The following is a 495-nucleotide window of genomic DNA, read 5'->3' as shown; positions in this document are numbered from 1 at the left end:
AAGCATTGGTAATCGGGCTGACCGGGTTGATAGGTCAGGTTCTTGATAGAGTTGCAGGATGTTTCTGCAATTTGAGGAGAACGAAATGGATTACTATGTGGGTTTGGATGTGTCGTTGCGGTCGGTGGCTGTCTGCGTGATTGACGCTGATGGCAAGCATGTCTTTGAGCGCTCAGTGGCATGTGAGATTGAGGATATCTTGGTCTGCCTGCGTGATGTGCCCGCTGGTCAGTATCGGGTTGGTTTCGAGTCCGGTGCGATGAGCCAGCATCTTTACTTTGGCCTGCAGGCTGCTGGTTTTGATGTCGTCTGCATGGAAGCGCGGCAAGTGAATGCGGCTCTGTCGGCGATGCGCAACAAGACCGACAAAACGGATGCGCGCGGGATTGCACAGGTGTTGCGATCCGGTTGGTACGGCAAAGTCTTCATCAAGAGCCGCGAAGCGCACGCGCTAAGAGCGCTCCTGAGCAGTCGCAAGGCGGTTCAGAAAAAATG

At 54.1% G+C, this 495-nt stretch carries 1 protein-coding gene; it reads left to right on the top strand.

The window, feature by feature from the left end; translation table 11 throughout:
• Positions 1–85: 85 nt before the first annotated feature.
• The coding region (locus HRQ87_RS20030; RefSeq protein ID WP_246252590.1) for an IS110 family transposase at positions 86–495 on the top strand (410 nt) is incomplete at its 3' end.

The sequence above is a fragment of the Parasulfitobacter algicola genome (genome assembly GCF_013315265.1).
Classification (GTDB): domain Bacteria; phylum Pseudomonadota; class Alphaproteobacteria; order Rhodobacterales; family Rhodobacteraceae; genus Parasulfitobacter; species Parasulfitobacter algicola.
The sequence above is the reverse complement of the archived record's forward strand: the minus strand, read 5'-3'. Positions and strand labels throughout refer to the sequence as shown.